The organism is Thalassotalea eurytherma (assembly GCF_030161415.1).
Classification (GTDB): domain Bacteria; phylum Pseudomonadota; class Gammaproteobacteria; order Enterobacterales; family Alteromonadaceae; genus Thalassotalea_G; species Thalassotalea_G eurytherma.
In genome coordinates, this window is record NZ_BSSU01000011.1 from 113,932 (window position 1) to 137,434 (window position 23,503).

20 protein-coding genes are annotated in these 23,503 nt (G+C 39.8%); 13 read left to right on the forward strand and 7 right to left on the reverse strand.

Features of this window, described 5'->3' with window-relative positions; all coding sequences use genetic code 11:
- Positions 1–201: 201 nt before the first annotated feature.
- Positions 202–864, forward strand: a complete 663-nt coding sequence (ung, locus tag QQK02_RS11915; RefSeq protein ID WP_284208272.1) for a uracil-DNA glycosylase — start codon at positions 202–204, stop codon at positions 862–864.
- Positions 865–914: 50 nt separating this feature from the next.
- Here the strand turns inward: ung and QQK02_RS11920 are convergent, their stop codons facing one another.
- Together QQK02_RS11920 and cutA are read right to left on the reverse strand one after the other, a co-directional pair.
- Entirely contained in the window at positions 915–2,729 is a 1,815-nt protein-coding gene (locus QQK02_RS11920) for a protein-disulfide reductase DsbD (protein ID WP_284208273.1), read from the reverse strand.
- Between the two features lie 4 nt (positions 2,730–2,733).
- Complete coding sequence (gene cutA / locus QQK02_RS11925) at positions 2,734–3,045, reverse strand: divalent-cation tolerance protein CutA (protein ID WP_284208274.1); 312 nt, start codon at positions 3,043–3,045, stop codon at positions 2,734–2,736.
- 207 nt (positions 3,046–3,252) lie between these two features.
- Here cutA and QQK02_RS11930 point away from each other — a divergent pair, with 207 nt between their 5' ends.
- The 4 genes from QQK02_RS11930 to QQK02_RS11945 all read left to right on the forward strand — a co-directional run bounded on the left by QQK02_RS11930 (position 3,253) and on the right by QQK02_RS11945 (position 7,171).
- A complete protein-coding gene (locus QQK02_RS11930; RefSeq protein WP_284208275.1) occupies positions 3,253–3,765 on the forward strand; it encodes an FxsA family protein in 513 nt (170 codons plus the stop codon).
- A gap of 94 nt (positions 3,766–3,859) precedes the next feature.
- Complete coding sequence (locus QQK02_RS11935) at positions 3,860–4,150, forward strand: co-chaperone GroES (protein WP_284208276.1); 291 nt, start codon at positions 3,860–3,862, stop codon at positions 4,148–4,150.
- A 93-nt stretch (positions 4,151–4,243) separates the two neighbouring features.
- Complete coding sequence (gene groL, locus QQK02_RS11940; protein ID WP_284208277.1) at positions 4,244–5,896, forward strand: chaperonin GroEL; 1,653 nt, start codon at positions 4,244–4,246, stop codon at positions 5,894–5,896.
- 204 nt (positions 5,897–6,100) lie between these two features.
- Positions 6,101–7,171, forward strand: coding sequence for a hypothetical protein (locus tag QQK02_RS11945; RefSeq protein ID WP_284208278.1), 1,071 nt, complete (start codon positions 6,101–6,103; stop codon positions 7,169–7,171).
- Positions 7,172–7,224: 53 nt separating this feature from the next.
- On the opposite strand, the gene QQK02_RS11950 is transcribed toward QQK02_RS11945, so the two are convergent.
- Entirely contained in the window at positions 7,225–8,331 is a 1,107-nt protein-coding gene (locus QQK02_RS11950) for a DUF547 domain-containing protein (protein WP_284208279.1), read from the reverse strand.
- Between the two features lie 264 nt (positions 8,332–8,595).
- A complete protein-coding gene (locus QQK02_RS11955; protein ID WP_284208280.1) occupies positions 8,596–9,495 on the reverse strand; it encodes a hydrogen peroxide-inducible genes activator in 900 nt (299 codons plus the stop codon).
- A gap of 338 nt (positions 9,496–9,833) precedes the next feature.
- Here QQK02_RS11955 and katG (QQK02_RS11960) point away from each other — a divergent pair, with 338 nt between their 5' ends.
- From katG (QQK02_RS11960) to QQK02_RS11975, 4 genes are all read left to right on the forward strand, one after another.
- Positions 9,834–12,050: a catalase/peroxidase HPI gene (gene katG / locus QQK02_RS11960; protein ID WP_284208347.1), complete on the forward strand. Its 2,217-nt coding sequence runs from the start codon at positions 9,834–9,836 to the stop codon at positions 12,048–12,050.
- A 174-nt stretch (positions 12,051–12,224) separates the two neighbouring features.
- Positions 12,225–13,115, forward strand: coding sequence for a patatin-like phospholipase family protein (locus QQK02_RS11965; protein WP_284208281.1), 891 nt, complete (start codon positions 12,225–12,227; stop codon positions 13,113–13,115).
- Positions 13,116–13,246: 131 nt separating this feature from the next.
- On the forward strand, positions 13,247–15,355 hold the full coding sequence (gene katG, locus QQK02_RS11970) for a catalase/peroxidase HPI (RefSeq protein WP_407705039.1): 2,109 nt from the start codon (positions 13,247–13,249) through the stop codon (positions 15,353–15,355).
- Positions 15,356–15,599: 244 nt separating this feature from the next.
- On the forward strand, positions 15,600–16,061 hold the full coding sequence (locus QQK02_RS11975) for a hypothetical protein (RefSeq protein ID WP_284208282.1): 462 nt from the start codon (positions 15,600–15,602) through the stop codon (positions 16,059–16,061).
- A 65-nt stretch (positions 16,062–16,126) separates the two neighbouring features.
- Here the strand turns inward: QQK02_RS11975 and QQK02_RS11980 are convergent, their stop codons facing one another.
- Positions 16,127–18,154 carry a S9 family peptidase gene (locus tag QQK02_RS11980; RefSeq protein WP_284208283.1) on the reverse strand — a complete coding sequence of 676 codons (2,028 nt, stop codon included), beginning with the start codon at positions 18,152–18,154 and terminating at the stop codon, positions 16,127–16,129.
- A 236-nt stretch (positions 18,155–18,390) separates the two neighbouring features.
- Between QQK02_RS11980 and QQK02_RS11985 the strand changes: the two genes are divergently transcribed.
- Positions 18,391–18,951, forward strand: a complete 561-nt coding sequence (locus tag QQK02_RS11985; protein WP_284208284.1) for a DUF4136 domain-containing protein — start codon at positions 18,391–18,393, stop codon at positions 18,949–18,951.
- A 65-nt stretch (positions 18,952–19,016) separates the two neighbouring features.
- Positions 19,017–19,517: a DUF3016 domain-containing protein gene (locus tag QQK02_RS11990; RefSeq protein ID WP_284208285.1), complete on the forward strand. Its 501-nt coding sequence runs from the start codon at positions 19,017–19,019 to the stop codon at positions 19,515–19,517.
- Positions 19,518–19,585: 68 nt separating this feature from the next.
- On the opposite strand, the gene QQK02_RS11995 is transcribed toward QQK02_RS11990, so the two are convergent.
- The gene (locus tag QQK02_RS11995; protein ID WP_284208286.1) at positions 19,586–19,894 is read right to left on the reverse strand and encodes a hypothetical protein; all 309 of its coding nucleotides are present in this window, start codon (positions 19,892–19,894) and stop codon (positions 19,586–19,588) included.
- A 197-nt stretch (positions 19,895–20,091) separates the two neighbouring features.
- Here QQK02_RS11995 and QQK02_RS12000 point away from each other — a divergent pair, with 197 nt between their 5' ends.
- Positions 20,092–21,711, forward strand: coding sequence for a mechanosensitive ion channel family protein (locus QQK02_RS12000; RefSeq protein ID WP_284208287.1), 1,620 nt, complete (start codon positions 20,092–20,094; stop codon positions 21,709–21,711).
- An 11-nt stretch (positions 21,712–21,722) separates the two neighbouring features.
- Here the strand turns inward: QQK02_RS12000 and epmB are convergent, their stop codons facing one another.
- Positions 21,723–22,739 (reverse strand): EF-P beta-lysylation protein EpmB, encoded by a 1,017-nt coding sequence (gene epmB / locus QQK02_RS12005; RefSeq protein WP_284208288.1) that lies wholly within the window; start codon positions 22,737–22,739, stop codon positions 21,723–21,725.
- 36 nt (positions 22,740–22,775) lie between these two features.
- On the opposite strand from epmB, the gene efp reads away from it, so the two are divergent.
- A complete protein-coding gene (gene efp / locus QQK02_RS12010; RefSeq protein WP_284208290.1) occupies positions 22,776–23,345 on the forward strand; it encodes an elongation factor P in 570 nt (189 codons plus the stop codon).
- Positions 23,346–23,503 lie beyond the last annotated feature (158 nt).

Genomic DNA, 23,503 nt, shown 5'->3' on the forward strand with positions numbered 1-23,503 from the left:
ACAGCGATATGCGAATTTTTTAGCGAAGGTTAGCGCTTTGAGGGGGCTTTATTTCTATGTGTTGGGTTGCAAGCCAATTTGTGTTTTTTGATAATACAATGTTGTAATTCCTCTTGTTTGGCTTTAGGGAGTGGATGCGTGCTTGGGAAAATCTAAAATGAATGGGATAATAATGTTTTAAATGACCTAACGAAGCGACAGATGAATACTTGGGCAGAGCTAATATCTTGTGAAAAACAAAAAACATATTTAGTTGATACGTATAGCTACATACAGAAAAGAACGGCGCAAGGCATAGAGGTTTTCCCGCAGGAAAGGGACATATTTACGGCATTTGAGCTTACCCCCTTAGAGCACGTCAAAGTCGTTATCTTAGGCCAAGATCCCTATCACGGCGCGGGGCAAGCTCACGGGCTATGCTTTTCGGTAAATGAAGGTATTACTGTACCGCCGTCACTACGTAATATATATAAAGAATTAGCGGTTGATATCGATGACTTTGTTATACCAATGCATGGCAACTTAACGTCATGGGCAAAGCAAGGCGTATTAATGTTAAACACGGTGTTAACGGTTGAGGCTGGTGAAGCTCATTCTCATAAAAAACTAGGTTGGGAAAAGTTTACTGATGTGGTTATCGACACCTTGAATCAGCAAACCTCACCGATAATCTTTATTTTATGGGGGGCACACGCACAGAAGAAAGGGAAACATATTGACCAAAACAAACACAAGGTATTAGCTGGGCCACATCCATCTCCGCTGTCAGCGCATCGTGGTTTTTTTGGCTGTCGTCACTTTTCACAAGCGAACCAATATTTAGTTGAATTAGGTAAGTCACCTATTGACTGGAAAATTAGCTAATAAAAAGCAGCGTTTACATACGCTGCTTCTTAATGCGAGTAACGTTTTGCTTATAAAAATGTTTTGAGGTGAGCTGTAAATTCTTCAGCGCCCATAAACCCCGTAACTCTTTGTTGGCTTAACTCGTTCCCTTGCAAATCAAAGAACAAAATAGAGGGTAAGCCGAACACATCAAAGTGCTCCATTAATTCAACACTTTCATCACTACCTGTGTCTGTTAAATCTATTTGAATCAGTAGTGTGTTTGCCAAGGCTTGTTGCACGTTTGCTTGAGGAAAGGTGTACTCTTCAAACTCTTTACAGGCAATACACCAATCGGCGTATAAATCGAGCATCACTGTTTGCCCTTGGCTATTAGCTTGTTTGATTTGCTCATTGAGTTCAGCCAAATTATCGACAAATATGAATTGTTTATGTTGGGCAACTTGTTGTGTGTGGGTAGCCTGATTCGTTGGTGAAACCAATTGAAACAACTGGAAGGCACCGAAGAACATCATCAAGAATATCACCAAGCTTCTTACGCCAAAACCAAAGTTTTTCTCGGTTTGAGAGTTGGCAACGTAAAAATAGGTAGCGCTTGCCAGTAGTAATAAGGCCCACAATGCACTGCTTATCGTTGCAGGTAAAAAACGTTCTAATAAGAAGATCGGAACAGCTAATAGCAACAAACCGAATATATTTTTTATAATATTCATCCAGTTACCTGCTTTCGGTAAAATCTTACCACCTGAGCTACCTAAGATTAATAGTGGTAGCCCCATACCTAAACTTAGTGCGTATAAAGCACTTGCGCCTGTTACGATATCACCACTTTCCGCGATAAAAATTAATGCGCCGGTTAATGGCGCCGTTGTACAAGGTGAAGCGACAAGGCCTGAAATAGCTCCCATGATCAGCACACCTGAATATGACCCACCTTTTTGCTTGTTGCTCATCTCATTGAGCTTGTTTTGCCAGCTTGTTGGTAGTGACAAATTGAATAAACCAAACATTGATAGCGCAAGAAATATAAACAATACGCTTAACACAATTAACACTATGGGATGTTGGAACATCGCTTGAAACTGTGCACCAGCTAACGCAACAACAATACCTAGGGCGGTATAGGTTAGCGCCATACCTTGGACATAGAAGAAAGATAATGTAAACGCGCGTTTCGTTGATAGTCCTTCTCCTTGGCCAACAATAATACCTGTTAAAATTGGGTACATTGGGAACACACAAGGCGTAAATGATAGTAATAGTCCACCCGTAAAAAATGCAATAAGCGTGATCAGTAAGCTTTCGTTGGCCAACATGTCAGCAAGTTCAAATTGCTCTGAAGCGTTAGCCGTTTTACTCGTTGTGGTTGGAGAATCATTTTGTTCAGGTGTTTGAGATAGTGCAGCGAGTACATCGCTTGTTGAATGTTTTACTTCATCTAGCTCTATCATTTTAATAACTGGTGGGTAACAAAGCCCTTTTTTCGCACAGCCTTGGTATTTTACCGCGATAGTAGCGCCAGGTTTAGCATCTTCAATATTGATGTCTAATGACAATGAATCAGGGTAGATTTGCTGAACACCAAAAAATTCATCTTCATGCTCAATACCTTCAGGTAAGGTTATTGGTGAAATAGAGGCGTCTGTTGGTGTAAATTTAAATTGATGGCGATAAAGGTAATAACCGTCTTTAACATTAAAGCTAATGTCGAGTTTGTTATCTTTTTGGTAGTAGTCAAAAACGAAGGCTTCGTCTACTTTTAAAAATTCATTGTCATTGCTAAAAAGCGAAACATTTGACGTATCAAATATTGAGTTTTGTGCCAACGCACTTGTACATAGGACTGTTAACGCTAACAGCCAAATCTTGATAAAATTTTTCATACAGCTACTTCAAAGACTCACTTATCCAGTTTAAATATGCTTGATTGCCACCATCAATATTGATGGCAATGATCTCAGGTACATCATAGGGATGCAACTTCTCAATCGCTTGTGTAAGTTCTTCAACTTGGCTCGCTAAGGTTTTAATCAATAATTGATGTTCGCATGCTTCATGTACTTCACCTTGCCACGCATAAACAGAGGTTATCTGTGGAATAATGTTAACGCACGCAGTAAGTTTTTTTGCCACTAAATGATGAGCAATTGCCTTTGCGTCTTCATGTGTTGGGCAGCTACATAACACAATTTGATACATTTTCTTTTAAACCTTTTGTTGCCATTAACACCAGAGTTAATAGGTATTTTACACAGCTAATGTCTATTTACTATGCTTGTTAATTAGCACAGTGGTTGAAATAGACCTGTTTACCCTCATATTTGTTTCATTCAAGAGTTGGCTTTGAGTTAAATATGACAATCTAGGTTGCCAGATTTTAAGCTAACTCTAACTTTAGGAGTGTTTATGTTTCCCATTTTATTTTTGATGTTTGTTCTAATTCCTATTATTGAAATTACCGTGTTAATTCAAGTAGGTACCGTTATCGGTACGTGGCCAACAGTTGCCATTGTTGTGTTAACCGCTTGGCTAGGTGCAAAGTTTGTGCGCCAGCAAGGACTAACAACATTACGTAACCTGCAAGAAAAATCAGCACGTGGTGAAATACCATCAAATGAAATTATTACGGGTTTCCTGCTGTTACTTTCTGGCGTTTTCTTGGTCACGCCTGGATTTGTCACTGATGCTTTTGGTCTTTCTTTATTGATTCCAAGTGTACGAAATGGCTTCATTAAAAAAGTACAAAGCCATATCCATTTGCAAGCGGCAGCGCAGTCAGGTTTTCATTCGGCTCATTTTCAACAGGGTAATACGTATGAACATGAACCATTCGATCAACAACCTTTTGATCAAGCGCCTCAACAACCTCGCCAACACTTAGGTGATACGATTGAGGGAGAATACGAGCGAAAAGAATAATTTTTTTCGCTCTTTAACTTGTAAAGTTATTTTTTGCCCTTATTTATTCAAGCAAACAATCTTTTTAAAACAACCTATTCTCGGAGAGAAATAAATGAGCATTCGTCCATTACACGATCGCGTAATCATCAAGCGTAAAGAAGTAGAGTCAAAGTCTGCTGGCGGTATTGTATTAACTGGTAGTGCTGCTGAGAAGTCAACTCGCGGTGAAGTCGTTGCCGTTGGTAACGGTCGCATTTTAGAAAACGGTGAAGTTCGCGCTTTAGACGTAAAAGTTGGCGACCAAGTAATTTTCAGCGAAGGTTACGGCGTTAAAACTGAAAAAATTGACGGTGAAGAAGTACTTATCCTTAGCGAAAGTGACATCTTAGCAGTCGTTGAATAAGCACTATTCATCTCGAGTTAACTATTAAGAATTAAATGAAGTTTGGTTAGCTAATAAACCAGATTATCAAAAAAGAATTAAAGGAATTTCAAAATGGCAAAAGACGTATTATTCGGTAACGACGCTCGCGCTAAAATGCTTGCTGGTGTCAACATTCTTGCAGATGCAGTTAAAGTAACATTAGGTCCTAAAGGTCGTAACGTTGTGTTAGACAAGTCATTTGGTGGCCCATCTATCACTAAAGATGGTGTATCAGTTGCTAAAGAAATCGAACTAGAAGACAAGTTCGAAAACATGGGCGCTCAAATGGTTAAAGAAGTCGCGTCTAAAGCAAATGATGAAGCGGGTGACGGTACAACAACGGCAACTGTTTTGGCACAATCTATCGTTAACGAAGGTTTAAAATCAATTGCTGCTGGCATGAACCCGATGGACTTAAAACGTGGTATCGACAAAGCTGTTGTTGCTGCTGTTGCTGAGTTAAAAAATATCTCTACAGCATGTGCTGACAACAAAGCTATTGAGCAAGTAGGTACTATTTCTGCAAACTCAGATACGACTGTTGGTGAAATCATTGCAACGGCAATGGACCGTGTAGGTACTGAAGGTGTCATTACCGTTGAAGAAGGTCAGTCGTTAGAAAACGAATTAGACGTTGTTGAAGGTATGCAGTTTGACCGTGGTTACTTATCACCATACTTCATGACTAACCAAGAAAACGGCACCGTTGAAATGGAAAACCCATTCATCTTATTAGTTGATAAGAAAGTGTCTAACATCCGTGAATTGCTAACAACACTAGAAGGTGTTGCAAAAGCAGGTAAGCCTTTACTTATTATTGCTGAAGATGTTGAAGGTGAAGCACTAGCAACATTAGTTGTTAACAACATGCGTGGTATCGTGAAAGTTGCAGCAGTTAAAGCGCCTGGTTTTGGTGACCGTCGTAAAGCAATGTTACAAGACATCGCAACATTAACTGCAGGTACAGTGATTTCTGAAGAAATCGGTATGGAATTAGAAAAAGCAACCTTAGAAGACTTAGGTCAAGCTAAACGCGTTGTAATCTCTAAAGACAACACAACAATCATTGATGGTATCGGTGAAGAAGCAGACATCCAAGCACGTGTTACACAAATTCGTGGTCAAATTGAAGAGTCTTCATCAGATTATGACACTGAAAAACTTCAAGAACGTTTAGCTAAATTAGCTGGCGGTGTTGCAGTAATCAAAGTAGGTGCCGCAACTGAAGTTGAAATGAAAGAGAAGAAAGATCGTGTTGACGATGCGCTTCATGCAACTCGCGCGGCGGTTGAAGAAGGTGTGGTTGCTGGTGGTGGTGTTGCATTAGTTCGTGTAGCTGACAAGATTAAAGATCTTAAAGGTGACAACGAAGACCAAAACCACGGCATCAACGTTGCACTTCGTGCAATGGAATCTCCACTTCGCCAAATCGTTTCTAACTGTGGTGACGAAGCATCAGTAGTTCTTAACGAAGTGCGTAATGGCGAAGGTAACTTTGGTTACAACGCTGGTAACGGTAGCTACGGCGATATGCTTGAAATGGGTATTTTAGACCCAGCGAAAGTAACGCGTAGCGCTTTACAGTTTGCTGCATCGGTCGCAAGTTTAATGTTAACGACTGAAGCAATGGTTACAGACGCGCCACAAAAAGATGGTGGTGCTCCAGCAATGCCTGATATGGGCGGTATGGGCGGCATGGGTGGCGGTATGCCAGGCATGATGTAAAAACGTCTATAAAAGCGTAACAAGAAGGCCAGCGTAAGTTTTACGCTGGCCTTTTTTATTGTATGTTAGATAAAGGAACTAATTGCACAGGGATTAAATTTTGCAAACAAGGATTGTTTTAGGTCTTATTATTTGTGGTGTTTCATTAGGCTGTTGGAATTTGCTCATAGACCCTAGTCAGCGCAACCGCAAACATCAAAAAAAATGACTGAGCCATCTGCACTAAAAGTGCAACATGTAGGTGCTCATCAACAAAATCTCCAACAAAAAAATCAATTTAATCAAGTTGAAACGATTGAAAAACGTCCAGAACAAGCGGAAGCCACTGAGGTAGGTTTGCAAGATATCGATTTGTCTTCTTGTTTTACGGATCAGGAGTTCAATAAACAATTAGATAGTCCAGAGTATATTCAATTAGTGCAGGCGTATATTGATTCCCTCGAACAATCCAACGATCAGCAAGCACAACTTTACTACACATTGTTCTCAGATGAGATGACACATGATATGAGGTTGAATCGAATGCTTGATTATTTTGAATATTTTCCAGAGCACCCCTTAATTGCTCAGCAAATGATTAACTCTTGCAGTCGCGGCGTTTATAAACGCTGTACTAATGAATTAATTTATCAAGCGATTGCTGTAGACAAAAGTAATGGCGCAATTTGGTTATCAGCGGCAAGCTATTTCGCTAGTAAAGGCTTAGACGATGAAGTCTTTAACGCGATAAGTGCCTTAGAAAAAACCTCTGTATTTAATGAACGGTATGGAGAAAAGGTGTTGCTTTATACAAGAGCCCTTGAAGGCGCTACTGCAAACAACTTCAACCTTAATGCAATAACAGGCATGGGTAAGGCTGCGGCACTTTTGCACCCGCTATATTCAATCAATGGTTGGTGTGACGTAGGTTTATCAAATTTAGTGAAACTAGAAGCGTGTAAGGTGCTTGCCCAACAGTTAGTGACTCGAAGTAAAACAGCATTAAATAGTGCATTTGGTGAAGAGCTACAAACCAGGTTAGATAGAGTAAATCAACCTGATCTCGAAACAACAGATGGCGACACATTTCTTAAAGAGATCAATCAGCAAAAGAACGCGATGACAAGTTTTCTTATTTTTACTAATGAAGTGTTATTAAGAAGCTACTTAAACAACCTTGATCAATACGGAGAGGTTGGTGCAACAAAAATAGCTGAAAAAGACATTGAGCAAACACTCTCAAATGATCCAAGCCTGTTATGTGAAAATACTAAAGAATCATTTAGTGGACTTTGACCTACTTATTCGTTGGTTTTTAAAAGAGTAAGTAGGTCAATATGATAAGATAATTAGTTATCGTTAACTTCTGGCAGCTCGTCTTCGTCGTCTGTTTCGATATCCGTTACTGTAACGCTACCTCCACCCAAATTAACCGCACGAATTCGCATTAACTCAAGCAATCGCATATTCTTCGTGTAAAGCTCGTTATCGACCGCTTCATTAATACTTTGTGTACCAGCTGAAGGTCTGATTTTACGTTTTGAACCATATAAATCTGCGATTTTCCAATTTTTGATATTTGCATTAAATGAACGAGCTGCTTGAATGTCTTCACTTATCGTCTTTTTCGCGTACGTGAGTAAATGCTGTTTTAGGTCGTTTTCGAAATCTGGAAAAAACGATTCATTTCGTTGATAAAACTGAGAAATTCGAACTTCGCCATCCCCACCATTAAACTGGGTGCCGCGATTTGAATTAATAAATTCAAACGCGTTGTCAGCAAGTGATTTATAAACGTTATAACCCGTATAGGCTTTACGTCTAATATTTGGTCCGCCAATGTTACCTTGGTATAAACCGTAAATAATCAACGGATCGTTATCATAGTTTTTTTGCAAAATATCATACTGAATATCGTTTAAGCTCAGCTTGATATTGTTAACCGTAATAATTTTATTTTCTAAAATTGATTGCTCACCATAGAGGTATTCCCGCAAGTCATATTTAGGATAAATCTTTGCAACTTCATTAATTAAACTGACGTTATAAAGGTTTAACCAGTATGCAAGTTGCTCTTCTTTAGAATATAAATTCAGTGGTGTTTCTTCTGGAATAAGTTCTAGCGACTGTTTCAGTAAATCAATTTCTTGTTGTTGTTTTACAAGTGATTCGTAGAAAAAACGATTTGCCTCGTTTTCTGTAGCTCGGTCTTTATAGTGTCTAAAACGCGTGCCAAAAATTTCTTTCGGCCTTTCGGAAAGCTTCCTAGTAGAATAGCCCATGTAGATGACACCTGCATGTAGCATTTCATTAACCACGCTAAAGTCCATCTCTAGTGGAGACTCTTCAGAGTAACTAGAAAAATGTTGAGCTAAGTGTATTTCAGTTGCATTGGCGTTAGTACTCATTGAAAGGTGTAAAAAAGCAATGAGGGTCATTGAAATTAACGTACGCATAACATTCCCTGTTTATCTATTATTTGGTTCATCATTAAAAGTAGGCCAAGCCTAATACTGTTGTAAATATTATGTTAACAAAGGTTTTTAAGATTGACCAATTCCGATCGACATTTAAATGTAAACGAGTGTTGCAAATGGGGCTTAGGGCGGGCTGAAACACTTCAGTGAACTGTTAAAAAGAGGTCTAATATCAGCTCATTTTGATATATTGTCTTGCACAGAGAATATATCAAAACGTGCAGGTAAATTTGTTATCAAGGGTTATTTGTCAGGTGATAGCGCCTGACAAAACATACTCTTTAAAATTTCTAATTCTTTTACTCGTACATAATTAGGTCTAAAGATCATGGCAATGTTTCTATGTGGTCCTGGCTCATTTAAATGGACAGCCCTAATTTCGCTATTATTTGCAACCAGTTGTTCAAGCGCCATTTCTGGCACTAGTGTGCTACCTATTTTACCTGCTACCATTTGAATCAAAGTATTAAGGCTTGTTGCAGCGAACTCTTGCTCGTCTTGCTCATTCTTTAATTGGCATGCTTCTAATACGTGGTCTTTTAAACAATGGCCGTCCCTTAATAGCATTAATTTTTCAAGCTCAAGCTCATTGCTTGTGATCTCCTGCACGCCAAGTGGACACTCATCTTTGTGGCTTATCCAGTAAAAATCTTCATGCCAAAATTCAAAAGACATTAAGCCATCAATAGGAAATGGTAACGCAAGAATTGCTGTGTCTAGTTCACCGCGTCTTACCATATCAACAAGCATGTGAGATTGCTCTTCTACAATATGGAGTTTGAAGTTTGGGTAAGTAGAACGTACCGATGGCAAGACTTTCGGTAATAAATAAGGACCTACGGTTGGGATTACGCCAATTTTCATTGGTGAAGCTAAAGGGTCACTTTCTGCCTGTCCGAGCTGATGAAGTTCATCTAACTCTAATTTAATCACCTGAGCCTTGTTGATGAAGGTCTCACCTTGGCAAGTTATTAGCACTTGCTTGTTATTTCGCTCAAATACTTGAAAACCTAGTTGCTTTTCCATTTCATTTATCGCTGTGCTCATTGCTGACTGTGACACATGGCAGGCTTCAGCCGCCTTTTTGAAATGGAGAGTTTTAGCTACCGCTAATGCATAATTAATTTGCTTGATTGAAATCATCTTATCTATGTTTTGTTTTATTGTTCATCTTTCTTTATTCAATCAGTTTTATTGAATTATATCTAGACGAAGAACATCACCGGGGCGTTAACTGATTGACCTAGGTTATTGTTTTTTTATTTTAAAACTATTAAAAATCATGGTTTTATGTTTTTTGTTGTTCGTTTTAGGTGCTCGATTAATTAAATAGAAGATTAAGTTCAATTTAATCAAATTTATTCTTTGAGCATCCAGACTACACTTAAATGCGTCAAAAACTACGTATAACAAATTTCTAGGTGAATACCATGAAGATAGTACAAACGCTAAAATTTTCCGCTGTTGCTAGCGTGCTTGCCATGTCATTAGGTGGCACTGCAAGTGCGTCAGAACAACAAATGAGTAAGCCCAAAGGTGCAATAGGCATGGGCAAGGTTGCTCCTAATCAAGCTAAATCAAATAACTTTTGGTGGCCAGAACAAATCGATTTAAGCCGTCTTCGAGACCATGATCTTCGCTCAAACCCATTGGGCAACGACTTCAATTATAAAGAAGCGTTTGGCGAGTTAGATATGGACGCGCTTAAAAAAGATATCGATTCTGTATTAACCGAGTCTCAAGATTGGTGGCCTGCTGACTGGGGTAACTATGGTCCACTTTTTATTAGAATGACTTGGCATGCTGCTGGAACATATCGCACATTAGATGGGCGTGGTGGTGCCGGTGGTGGTCAGCAACGTTTTGATCCCCTTAATAGTTGGCCAGACAATGGCAATTTAGATAAAGCCCGTCGTTTACTTTGGCCTGTTAAACAAAAGTACGGTGAATTAATTTCTTGGGGCGACTTGATTGTTCTTGCTGGTAACGTTGCGTTAGAAAATATGGGCTTTAAAACCTACGGTTTTGCAGCGGGCAGAGACGACGACTGGGAGCCAGACATGGTTTACTGGGGGCCGGAAGTCGAAATGCTTGCCAGTGATCGTCGAGAAGCTGATGGTAAATTGAAAAAACCATTGGCTGCAGTTCATATGGGGCTTATTTATGTAAACCCTGAAGGGCCAGGCGGTGTACCAGACCCATTAGCTTCAGCGAAAAACGTCCGTGAAGCTTTCGCTCGCATGGCGATGAATGATGAAGAAACATTGGCACTTATCGCTGGTGGCCATACCTTTGGTAAAATGCACGGTGCCCATAAAGCAAGTAAATGTGTCGGTGTAGAGCCTGGCGCAGCACCTACTGAAGATCAAGGCCTAGGTTGGAAAAACAAGTGTGGCAAAGGTCATTCAGAAGATACTGTAACCAGTGGCCTAGAAGGGGCTTGGACACAAGCACCAACCCGATGGACATCATTGTATTTGTCTAATTTATTAAATTTTGAATGGGAAACTACCCGTAGCCCAGCCGGTGCAATTATTTGGGTACCTACAGACGAGTCATTGCATAAAGCCGTGCCTGATGCGCATGTTAAAGGCAAGTATAACCCGCCAGTAATGAATACTGCTGATATGGCACTGAAGTACGATCCTGCCTATCGCAAAATCGCAGAGCGCTTTTTAGCTGATCCTGAAGAGTACCGTTTAGCGTTCGCGAAAGCGTGGTTTAAGTTAACGCATCGCGATATGGGGCCACGTGACAATTATTTAGGTAATGACTACCCGAAAGAAGCATTGATTTGGCAAGATCCTATATCAAAACCAGACTACAAGCTGGTTGATGATAGAGACATTCGTAAGTTGAAAGCCAATATCTTAAGCTCAGGTTTATCAGTGTCAGAACTTGTTAAAGCTGCATGGGCATCAGCATCTTCTTACCGTGATTCAGATATGCGTGGTGGCGCCAATGGTGCGCGTATCGCTTTAGCACCTCAAAAGGATTGGGCTGTTAATAACCCAGGTGAGTTAAGCAGCACAATTGAAACACTAAAAGGCATTCAAGAAGATTTTAACGACAGCTTCTTTAGCGCTAAGAAAATATCATTAGCAGATACGATTGTTTTAGCAGGTGCTGCAGCGATTGAACAAGCATCAAAAGATGCTGGTGTTGAAGTGACAGTGCCATTTGTTCCGGGTCGTGGTGATGCAACGCAAGCGCAAACTGATATCAATTCGTTCTCGTTGTTAAAGCCTAAGGCTGATGCGTTCCGTAACTATCATGAAGCCGATTATTACAAGTCGCCGACTGACGCCTTAATCGATAAAGCTGATCAATTAGCGCTAACGGTTCCTGAAATGACCGTACTGATTGGTGGTATGCGTGTATTGAGCACAAATACGGATGGCAGTGCACATGGCGTATTGACGGATAAGCCGGGTGCGTTAAGCAATGACTTCTTTGTAAATTTACTTGATATGTCAACAAAATGGCAGAAATCAGGCGCTATTTATGAAGGTCTTGATCGCAAATCAGGTGAGGTGAAATATACAGCGACACCAGTCGATTTAATTTTCGGTTCATCTTCGGAGCTGCGCGCAGTAACAGAAGCCTATGCTTTCGATAATGCGCAAGAGCGCTTTGTTAAAGACTTTGTTAATGCTTGGGTAAAAGTCATGCAAGCAGATCGCTTTGACATCAAATAGAAAACTTAAAACTAAGACGTTAAGTTAATAATCAAACGGTAGCCAATGGCTACCGTTTTTTTATTTCTTATGATTCAGTTTTATTAATTATAAACATCGAAAATGCTAAATATACTGAATCAAGACCGTACTCTATTATCAACACATAGCATAAACAAATAGATAGGACTTACAATGCACACAGTTGATAACAACACACTTACTTATAGTCAGCCTCATGCTGGCGTTGCTTTAGTTGCAGAGGGTGGTGGTCAACGAGGTGCATTTACCGCGGGCGTTTTAGATAGTTGGCAAATAGCTAACTTTAATCCCTTCCAAGTACTGATCGGCACATCTGCTGGCGCTCAAAATATTGCGAGCTATATGAGTAAGCAAACCGGCTATGCATATACCCTAATTGCAAATTTGACCCGACATCAGAGCTTTTTCAATCCATGGCGTGCTTTTACAAAAAAGAATGTCATGGATCTAGACTGGTATTTCGCAAAAGCGGCAAGCAAGTTCTATCAGTTTGATGAACACCAAGCTTACTTAAATAGCCAAGGCAGAAAGGTTCGATTTTCAGCATCAAATTCATCAAAGTTTGCCACTGAATTAATTGATCCTAATGTTCAAGGCTGGTTAGAGGCGCTCAAATATTCAAGTGCAATTCCTTATTTATATAAATCTGATTCCCTTGTTGATGGCGGTGTGACAGCACCTGTACCTGTTCATCAAGCTTATGAACTTGGTGCTAAAACGATTTTAACGATAAGAACAACAGTAGAAGACAGAAGCCCAATGCCAAAACCGATTAAGCAATTAAAACCGTTTATTTGTGGCAAAGGTAAGTGTCCTGAATTCATCAATTTATGGACCAAGCATGAGCATGCTTATGATGAAGCTGAAAGTTTTATACAACAACCACCTGCAGGCGTTAAGGTTATCGAAATTAAACCTCTACAGCCACTAAAGACAAAAGTTTTAGGCAGTTCTCAACAAGATATTGTCGCCGATTATAAATATGGCTTTGCGCTTGGACGTCGCTTTATTGAAAACACAGATGAGAGCTTAGTCATTCATTAAATGTAATTTCAGCTATATTTCAATTAACCGCTATAAACGTTAGGAGAGAGTAATGGATAATAATTCAACCGGAAAGTGCCCATTTGTTCACGGTAGTAATACACAAATGGGCGGGCACGGCACAAAAAAATATGGACTGGTGGCCTGAGCAGCTTAATCTCAAAATTCTTCGTCAAAATGATACAAAAGCTGATCCTATGTCGAGTGACTTTGATTATGGTGAAGCATTCAAAAGTATTGATTACAAAGCGCTTAAACAAGATTTGTTTGATTTAATGACTGACTCTCAAGATTGGTGGCCGGCAGATTACGGTCATTATGGGCCTCTATTTATTCGTATGGCATGGCACAGTGCAGGAACATATCGTGTCACTGATGGTAGAGGTGGCGCTTCAACCGGTACACAGCGCTTTGCACCATTAAACAGCTGGCCAGATAACGGTAATCTTGATAAAGCACGACGATTACTTTGGCCAATCAAACAAAAGTACGGCAATAAAATTTCTTGGGCAGACTTAATGATTTTAGCCGGCAATTGTGCGATTGAATCAATGGGACTTAAAACCTTCGGCTTTGGCGGCGGACGTGAAGACGTTTGGCATCCTGAAGAGGACATTTATTGGGGAGCGGAAACCGAGTGGCTAACCGATGGTCGATATACGGGTGAACGAGATTTAGAAAACCCACTCGCAGCCGTTGAAATGGGTCTAATTTATGTTAATCCTGAAGGCCCTAATGGCCAACCTAGTGTACTAGCGTCAGGGAAAGATATCCGAGAGACTTTTTCTCGAATGGCAATGAACGATGAAGAAACCGTTGCGTTAATTGCTGGTGGTCACACGTTTGGTAAATGTCACGGTAATGGCGATGCATCACTATTAGGGCCTGAACCTGAAGCTGCACCGCTTGAAGAAATGGGCCTAGGTTGGATTAGTGAACATGGTTCAGGTCATGGTGGAGATACAATTACCAGTGGTATTGAAGGGTCATGGACTGCGACACCAACCCAATGGGATATGGGGTATTTCGATTTACTGTTCGGTTACGATTGGGATTTGGTGAAGAGCCCTGCAGGCGCTTGGCAATGGGTACCAATTGGTGCGTCTGATGATCATTTAGCACCGAGTGCTCATGACGCTACTAAAAAAGTAACGACTATTATGACCACAGCTGATATGGCATTGCGCATAGATCCTATTTATGGACCAATTTCAAAGCGTTTTCATGAAAACCCAGATGAATTTGCCGATGCCTTTGCACGTGCTTGGTTCAAATTAACCCATCGAGATATGGGACCTAAAGCGTGTTATTTAGGTGATGAAGTACCTGCTGAAAACTTAATTTGGCAAGATCCAGTGCCTGCAGCTCGCTATGTATTGACCGACACAGATATTACTAGCCTTAAATCGATGCTTAAGGATTCAGGCTTAACGGCATCTGAAATGGTTTATACGGCATGGTCATCAGCGTCTACTTATCGTCATTCAGATAAACGCGGTGGTGCTAATGGTGCAAGAATACGTTTATCACCACAAAATGATTGGCAGGTTAACCAGCCAGCGCAGCTGAAAAAAGTGTTATCAGCGCTTGAAAGCATCCAAGGACAATTTAATTCTGGCGATAAAGAGGTATCTTTAGCTGATTTGATCGTACTTGCTGGTAATGTTGGTGTTGAAATGTCTTTAGCCCTTGCGGGCAACAATGCTTCTGTACCGTTTAACGGTGGTAGAACTGACGCAACCGCAGAGCAAACAGACGCTGAATCATTTGCGGTATTAGAGCCTCAAGTGGACGGATTTAGAAACTTTATTCCTGCTGGGTTACCTTTATCCCCAGAAGAGATGGTGCTAGATAAAACGCACTTATTAAACTTAACTGCACCTGAAATGACAGTGCTTATAGGTGGTTTAAGAGTGATTAACGCAAACTATCAAAGCAGTGAGCTCGGCGTTTTAACTAATACACCCGGAACACTGGATAATAGTTATTTTGTCACCTTGCTTGATATGGGCACTAAGTGGCAAAAAGCGAGTAAGCCTTATCACTTTGTTGGCGTAGATCGATCTTCTGGTGAACCTAAATGGACAGCAACCAGTGTAGATTTGGCAATCGGTTCTAACTCCGAACTAAGGGCTATTGCTGAGGTTTATGCCAGTGATGATGCTAAAGAAAAATTTGTAAACGACTTCATTGCTGCATGGGTAAAAGTCATGGAACTAGATAGATTCGATATTAAATAACCTGACTCTCTACTTGTCTTGATACTCAAAAACGTGAACCACAGTGTTCACGTTTTTTTATGAGCTACAAGCGACCAAAATTTTCTGTTTTAAATTATGATTAGACCTGTTAATTTTATAGGTAATTTATGGGTTATATAGTTTGTATGCACTCACTTAGAGGTTTTTGATAGAGAATTACTATGTAATGTGTGTTTGGATTGATTCTAAAACTAGTATCTAAATAAAAAATAAAGGAGTAAGAATGAAAAGGTTTTCAATGGTTTTAATGCTACTTGTATCATCATTTAGCGCAAATGCGATAACAGCCAAAGAAGCATGCGAAGAGTTAAAACCCGTTGTCAAAGATATGCAAAGTCAAACACCTATGGATATTGATTACATGACAACATTAACAGGCGCTCAAGCGATTTATGCCGCAAGTGCTTGTTTACTAAATTATAATTATGTCATTAAGTCAGATGTTTTATTAAAAGAAATGACGGATACAAATGACTTGTCTATAGAGGAAAACTTAGACTTTCTAATGACAGAAGAAGGAAAAGAAACGCTTCAAAGTATTTTTGATAACATTGCAAGTAATGCAGCTCAAACAGCATTTCAGCCATTCGCCGAAATTAAAGGTATGAAAATTACTTATTTTTATGCATTTGATGACCAAAAAATACCTTCTGTGATGGCCACAGTTATGGAAAATGGATTTTAAAATTCAACCACTTTGAATAAAAAGGGCGCTGTTAAAACGAGCGCTCTTTTTTGTATCTCTGGTTGTTAGTTTTTATACTTTTCAAACCATGCGAGTGTATTTTCAATTTTTGCAATCATGCGCGAAGGTTTGCCCGCAATGCCGTGAGGTGCACCTGGTACCTTCACTAATACAGTATCTACTTTGCGCAATTTCAACGCTTGATAAAACTGTTCTGTTTGCGCCATCGGTGTACGTAAGTCTTTCTCGCCTGTCATCAGTAAGGTTGGTGTTGTCACATTGCCTACTAATGACATCGGTGAACGTTCCCAATAGTGCTCAACGTGTTCCCATGGCATACCAGGGAATTGGGTTGGTATTTGGCCTAAGCCACTATCAGCAGTTAACACTTTGCTTAACCAGTTAATTACTGGCTTAACAACGGCAGCTGCGGCAAAGCGGTCTGTTAAACCAATAGCATAGGCAGTTGCGATACCACCAGCACTGCCACCTGCGATGAACAGGTTATTTTCATCAATAAAGCCTAAATCGACCATCGCATCAACACCAGAGTCGTGATCTGCAAAGTCTTCTTTAGAGCTGTACTTATATTTTAGTAACATCGCAAAACGCTCACCATAAGAGCTACTGCCACGATGGTTATCATAAAAGACAACATAACCTTGAGCTGCGAATCGTTGTAATTCAGCACTAAAATGCGGGCCGTAGGCTAAGTGAGGTCCACCATGAATCTCAAGAATCAGTGGGTATTTTTTTGTCGGGTCAAAATTTGGTGGTGTAATGTACCAACCTTGAATAGGTTCACCGTCAAAAGATGACTTATAGTTGATTTCATGCACTTTACCCAGCGTTTTATGAGCAAGTAAATCTTCATTTAGTGCGGTTAATTGACGTGTTTTACCTTTCGTATCTACGATTGCTACATCGGCTGGACGTTCACTTGAGCCATGTGTAAAAGCAATTTTTCCTGAGCTGTTTGCGTTAAAATTACCGCTAATATATGGACGTCCTAAAGTTGTACCAGATAAAGAATCTGCTAAATCTTTAATCTTTCCTTTTGTTGTAATAGTCGCAACTTTTCTTTTACCAAAATCATCGTAACTAAACGCTAGGCTCGATTTTGAAATCCACTGTGGCTCTCTAATTGAACGGTCAAAATCTTCAGCAATCAATGTACTTTGTTTAGACGACCATTGCATGATATTCAGCTTGCTATTTCGGTATGGATTTAAGGCATTTGAGGTTGCTAAAAATGCCAGTTTTTTACCGTCTTTAGAAAATGCAGGGCTAAATTCTCTGCCAGGGCTGTCTGTAATTTTAGTGATTTCATTGGTGTTCACATTTACCGAAAACAAGTCGCTTTCTAGTACTTGGTATTCCCAATCGTCGACTCGGTTAGCGGAAAAAATTATTTCATTATTGCTCGGGTGCCACGCTAATTTCCCTCTATGGTGAAAGTTACCACTTGTTAATTGACGAGGTGTACCACCTTCACTAGGAATAACAAAAATATGGTCATAACCAGGTTTGACAAGTCCTTGTCCGTCCCTTTGGTAATATGCTTTGTCGATAACAATTACCGGCTTAGCCCATTTAGCACCTTTGGGTTTGGCTGGCATGCTAGCAAGCTTTGTTTGTTTATCTTTTACACGCTGGCTAAAGGCTAGCCATTTGCCATCTGGCGACCACGTTAGGCCTGAAATGCCTGCTTGAAGTTGGCTGACTAATGCTGTTCTATTTTGTTCTAGGTAATGGACATGTATTTGCCAGCTACCTGATAAATTGCTAACAAAAGCAACTTTTTTTCCATCTGGAGACCAGCGCGGTTGTGAATATTGTTTATCATCTGAAAATAACGGTAGTTGGGTTTGAGTTTTTGTATCAATCAACCACAAATTACGGTTTTTATTGTCGGTCATGATGTCGTTTGAGTTACGAATATAAACGACTTTTGCTCCATCTGGTGACAGTTGAGGACTACTTGCATACTCAAGATCGAAAATATCCGTCGCTTCAAAAGTGTTGTTTGCTAGCGCATTGGTTGTTAATAAACTTGCACTTAATAGGCTAAGTGCCGCGAGGGTTTTTCTCATAAGGTATTCTCACATTTTGTTGTTATCTAGCTATTTTAGTGATAATTGCTAACAAGACTAGCGTGTTAAACGCAAAAATCCATCCATTTAGCGTGCATTGTATTAAGTCACAATTCTCAGCGCTTATTAAAAATTCGTGCTACATTATTTTACAATTTAATAACAAAGTTATACGGCACTGAGTGAATTATTTTTGTCACAATCTCATGTGAAATATACAAATATAGGAAAGCAGGATGCAACATCGAATAGTTGGCTTACTTTTAAGTGCATTATTAGCAGTAGGTTGTAGTACTGCGCAGCAGGAAATTAAGCCAACAACAAGCCAATTGGCAATTTCTAGCGTTCAAGATGCACCATTTTTTTATCCTAAAGGTGCAAACTTTGCGATAGCCCCAAAGTTTGTCTCGAGTGAGATTGTCAGTCAGGCACAAGAGCAAGCGCTTTATCAATCGATGACTTACTATTTAGAACAAGCATTTAAGGCGCGTGGCTATAACTTTGTAACGATGGAACAAGCACCTGATTTCGTTGTCAAATTTGCAGTCGCTTTATCAAAAGATTTAACTGACGAGATGATTAGCGAACATTTTGGCGTAACTCCCGGTCTATCTAATGAGCCGTCGTTAAATAAAGCAAGTGTGCTGATTGCCGTTGATGACCATAAGACAGAGCAGCGATTTTGGAGAGGCGCGGCACAAGGCTTTGCTAAAGAAGATGTTGCTCCTAGTTCTCGTGAACAGCGCTTAAAAAGTGTAATTAATAAAGTGTTAATGCAATTTGATACGCAGGGTTAACACTTTAATACAATTTCTCCTGCACACTATGATTAAATGTACAAAAAGTTAACGAGGTAAATGAAATGAAAAAATTAGTAACCGCTTTATTTGCAACAATAGCAATTGCTTCGTCTGGCTCTGTATTTGCTGGAACGTCAGAAATTACCTGGACGAATCCTGAAAAATATACTGACATGCGCCCTGCAAACGAAACAAAGAAAGGTTTTCAACAACGAACGTTTAGAAATCTTGAGAAACACGTAACTAAGTTAGCTTCTGATTTACCAGAAGGTTATACATTAAAAATGGACGTAACTGATGTTAACTTAGCGGGTGAAGTGCAAATGCGCAGCACACAAATGATACGTGTTGTAGACCGTGTATTTATTCCAAGTATGAAGTTTAGCTATCAATTAGTTGATGCATCAGGTGCAGTGGTCAAAGAAGAAGCTGAAGTGAAGTTGAAAGATATGAACTTTATGGATTCTTCAGCAGCAAATCGTTACCGCAGCCAAAGCTTTAGTTATGAAAAAGTGATGCTTGATAAATGGTTCAACGCTGCTTTCTCAGACTATAAGTCATAAAACCTATTTATAATAAAAAGGCTAGCATAATTTAATGCTAGCCTTTTTTTATGAGCAAGATTTGTAAGCTACTTTTCTTGGTAGCTGCTTTCAAAGTTTGCTAACACTTGAAACAACTGCTCTATCTTTTTCACTAAAACAATCAACAATTTTTGGTCTTGCGTTTGTTGCCACTTTAATAGGTCGTCTGCAACTTCCTCAACGTAAGGTTGAAAAGTATCTGCCTTAGCCTCAAACCCTGCATCTTCCGTGAAAATGGCTTTAAAGCCAGCTTTTTTATTTTCTCTAAAATCCGAAAGTGTTGCGTCAGCCGTTAGTGATTTTTTCAATATTATCGAAATATTATCGATAAGTTGTTGGTTAATTGCACTTGTCATAGTCATTTAATACAAAGGATAAAAATTGGCGCTATTATGCCAAAATTGGCTGTAAATTGTTAGAGGCGCTTAGCGTTGTTTTTATGCTATTTTTGATGGCTGAAATTTATTCCTTTGTGAACAATTTAAATATTGTGCTAGGCTTTAAAATAACCAATTAAATCAGAATATTATTTATGTTGCCTAAGTACTTTTTTGTGATTTTTGCTGTGTTACTGAGCCTGTTATCGGCCAACAACCTTGCGCAAGAGCAAGGTGAAGTTTCTGTTAAGCAACTGTTGGAAACGGAAGAAACTGTAGAAAAGCGGGCAACTGAAGAGTTACCTGAAGAGCCACCGGTCAGAAATACAGACATTGTCATCGATCCCTATGAACGCGGTCAGCCTCAAAGTGCCATGGCGGGTTTCTTGTCGGCAGTTAAAGATTATGATTATGAGCTTGCCACTCAATATATGGACTTTCGTAATCTATCAGACAGTACCGCAGCCTTTGAACCAGAAGAGTTAGCGCGCATGTTGCATATTGTACTTCGACGTACGATATGGATAGATCTTGAAGCAATTAGTGACCTACCAACGGGTAACTTGCAAGATGGTTTACCATCCTATCGTGAGCTTATTGGTGAAATCGACAGTGCGTCTGGCACTATCCGTCTTTATTTGCAGCGGGTACCAAGAAGTACCGATCGCGTGAAGATTTGGAAAATTTCAAACGCAAGCGTAGAAAAAATCCCCTATTTGAGCCAGCAATATTCTTATACGGAATTTGGTGAATGGCTATCGAAACACCTCCCAGTAAAGGACTTCTTAGGTGTTGAATTGTGGCAATGGGTCTACTTTTCAGTTGCGTTAGTGTTTTACCTTTGTATCGCTATTTTGGTGACCTATATTGCCAGTAAATTAATTGCGCGATTCAATCCCGAAACACATGTGGAATATCATCGTTTTCTAAAGGGCCCTGTTACCTTATTACTAACAATTTTAATGTCTCGACTATTTGTCGCCGAATCTAACGTGACGTTAGCTGTTCAAGCTATTATGGATGGCGCTACCATTCTCGTTTTTGCTTGGATTTGGCTGTTTGTTCGCGCAATCGACTTAGTTAAAATAAAATTGTCAGATCGATTTATCGCCCAAGATAAACCGTTAGCCGTTTATTTGTTAAGACCTGCTAGTACCGTCGCTAAAGTTATCATTGTTGCCGTGGGGACCTTGTTGTGGTTCGAAAACCTTGGTTTTAGTGCGACCACTTTATTGGCAGGTTTAGGTATTGGGGGCCTTGCAATCGCATTAGCTGCTCAAAAAACAGTTGAGAACATTATTGGCGCAATAACCCTATATACCTCTGCGCCTGTCAAAGTAGGGCAGGTTTGTCAGTTTGGCACAACCTTTGGCGTTGTTGAGGAAATTGGCTTAAGAGCAACACGTGTCCGAACAATAAATCGTACTGTTGTTCACGTCGCCAATGCGCAGTTTGTCGATATGCAGTTAGAAAACATCTCAGAAAGAGAAGTTATAGCCTATCGCCCACTATTGTTTTTAAAGCCAGACTGCCAAAGTAAGTCGGTTGAAGGAATTATTGAAGACATTGCCAATATGCTCAAAGCCCACGACAAGATTGCAGCTACACCTCATAGAGTTTGTTTAAAGGGGTTTACGCTACATGGGCTTAGTTTAGATGTATTGGCTCATGTAAAAACGACAGACTATGACGAGTATTTAGTTGTGATCAATGAGTTGAACTTAAAAATTCTTGACGTCATTGCACAACATGGTTGTCAATTGAACAGTACTCAAGCCGTTGAAGGTATTGCTTAATTAACGTTCTGTTAGGTAAGTGTTATCGGTGTTTTACTGGCTTCACCAGCGATTTCACTGACCACTTTCGGCATTAAAAAACCGGGTAAAATTGCCATAGTTTGCTTAACGATTTCCTGCACTGTATTTAATGGCAGGTCGAAATGAGCAGCGCCTTGTACTTTATCAAAAATATGCAAATAGTATGGTTGAATGCCAATATCAAACAATTGTTCACTTAGTTCACTCAAAACCTCAGCACTATCATTCACGCCTTTTAATAAGGTACTTTGGTTAAACAAAGGAATGTTTGCTAAACGAAATTTATCCACTGCCCGCGTTAGACTATTATCTATTTCGTGGTAATGATTAATATGCAAGACAACCGCAACCTTTAATCGAGAGCGGGCGAGGCGGCTAACTAATGTTTCAGTGACCCTTGAAGGAATAACAACAGGTAAGCGGCTGTGAATGCGTAAGCGTTTTACATGTGCTATTTGCTCTATTTCACCAATTAACCAGCTAAGATGTTGATCATTTGCCATTAATGGATCGCCACCACTAAATATGACTTCGTTAATCTCTGGATGTTGCTTCATGTAGTTAAGCGCAGACTGCCAGCGTTGTTTATTGGGGCTATTGTCCTGATATGGAAAGTGGCGACGAAAACAATATCTGCAGTTAACCGCGCAGCCGGCTTTTACAATCATTAAAACCCGATGCTTATATTTGTGTAATAAGCCCTCGGCAACCGTATCGTGTTCTTCTAAAGGGTCAGTAAAATAACCCGCTTGATGACTAAACTCTTCACTTCTTGGCATTACTTGCATCAGCAGCGGATCAGATATGTCACCTTTTTTCATGCGGCGAATAAATGGTACTGGCACGCGAACAGGGAATAGCTTGCGAGCACTAAAGTGTTCTTGGTAACTTTCAAGGTCTAAATCGAGCATTTTTAACAGCTTTTGTGGATCTGTAACCACATTTGCTAATTCTTTTTGCCAAGAAGTGTGCAAATCACTGTTAATTTGAGTTATTATCTCGGGCATTTGAAAGACATCTCCGTTTAAATTACGAGAACAATTATGGCTACTTTTAGTACAAACCAATTTAAAGCCGGGCTTAAGATAATGCTTGACGGCGAACCATGCAACATTCTTGAGAATGAATTAGTAAAACCAGGCAAAGGCCAAGCGTTTAACCGTATTAAAATTCGTAAACTTATCTCAGGTAAAGTGTTAGAAAAAACCTTTAAGTCTGGTGAAAGTGTAGAAGGTGCAGACGTAATGGACACAGAATTAGCATATTTATATGCTGATGGTGAGTTCTGGCACTTCATGAATAACGATACCTTTGAACAAATTGGCGCAGACGAAAAAGCTGTTGGCGACATGGAAAAATGGTTAGTAGAAGGTAACATTTGCACGATTACCTTATGGAATGGCTCTCCAATTGCAGTGACACCACCTAACTTTGTTGAACTAGAAGTGACAGAAACTGATCCTGGCCTTAAAGGTGATACGGCGGGTACTGGTGGTAAACCAGCAACGTTAAGTACAGGTGCCGTGGTACGTGTTCCTTTATTCGTTCAAATCGGTGAAGTAGTGAAAGTAGATACTCGCTCAGCTGAGTATGTTTCACGTGCTGGTAAGTAAAGAATAAGTATTTAATAAAAAAAGCCTGCTTTAAGCAGGCTTTTTTGCATTTTGCTACGTAGATTTACACTTGTTCTACGCTTTCAAAGTAAAAACAACGTTATTATTGAAAACAAGAATAATGCCCATATTTACGTCTAAGTTAACCATGTTGATTT